Source organism: Variovorax sp. VRV01, from assembly GCF_014852545.1.
In the GTDB taxonomy this organism is placed as follows: Bacteria; Pseudomonadota; Gammaproteobacteria; order Burkholderiales; family Burkholderiaceae_C; genus Variovorax; species Variovorax beijingensis_A.
In genome coordinates, this window is sequence record NZ_JACVBS010000055.1 from 1 (window position 1) to 717 (window position 717).

Below are 717 nucleotides of genomic sequence, written 5' to 3' on the forward strand. Positions count from 1 at the left end.
ATGAGCATGGCGCAGTTTCTTGCGCGAGGGCTGGCTGGCCAAGTCAAGTCATCAGCGCTACCCCCGCACTTTGCCTCGGCAGCGGGCTCATTTGAACCGCATGCCGCTTAGGGCAAAGCTCGGCCAATACCTGACCTTCCTACTGAACTCCGAATGTTCCCTCTCGAGCTCTTTGTTCTCCTGATTCTTCCTGCAATCTACGTTGCAGGCAGCGCATTCTTTGCTCGGGAGATGATCTCTCGACCTTGGCTCTTCATCGTTCTGTCACTGTGCGCGATGTACCTGCTCTACATCGCCGTCTTTTTTCTTCTGCCTGTGAACCCACAAGGCTACGTCCTCGAAGCAACCGCGAATGCGAGGGGAGAAACCGAAATCATCACCAAGTCAACCGACGGTAGAGCCGAACCTTCTCTGCTCCGCAGCTTCCTTGGGCAAATTGCCGCGTTTTCGTTGCTTGCATTCCCCTCGCTGTGGTTAATGATTCGCCTGTTCCGTCGGTAGCCGCGAGCCTCTCCACCGTTGGGGCAACAGCCGGCCAAGACCAGACGTTCGGCGCCGAGGCAGAATTCGCCCTCAACGGACGATTCACAGAATCGACGAAACATGACACCCGATTTCGCCGCAGCTCTGGACGCAAAGCTGGAGGAGTACCGCGCTTGGGCTGCGTCAAGACCGGTCCGCGAGATATCGGAAACTGTGAGTGCCCCAAACCTCGTG

Annotated in this window: 1 protein-coding gene; it reads left to right on the plus strand. The window is 57.0% G+C overall.

Translation table 11 applies throughout. From position 1 onward, the window contains the following. Positions 1 to 153 precede the first annotated feature (153 nt). Positions 154 to 501 (plus strand): hypothetical protein, encoded by a 348-nt coding sequence (locus tag IB278_RS33565; protein ID WP_192328844.1) that lies wholly within the window; start codon positions 154 to 156, stop codon positions 499 to 501. The last annotated feature ends 216 nt before the right edge of the window (positions 502 to 717 follow it).

What these genes read in the sequence shown, in the direction of transcription:
- IB278_RS33565 (WP_192328844.1), top strand. Translation starts at nt 154, where the DNA reads ATGTTCCCTCTCGAGCTCTTTGTTCTCCTGATTCTTCCTGCAATCTAC.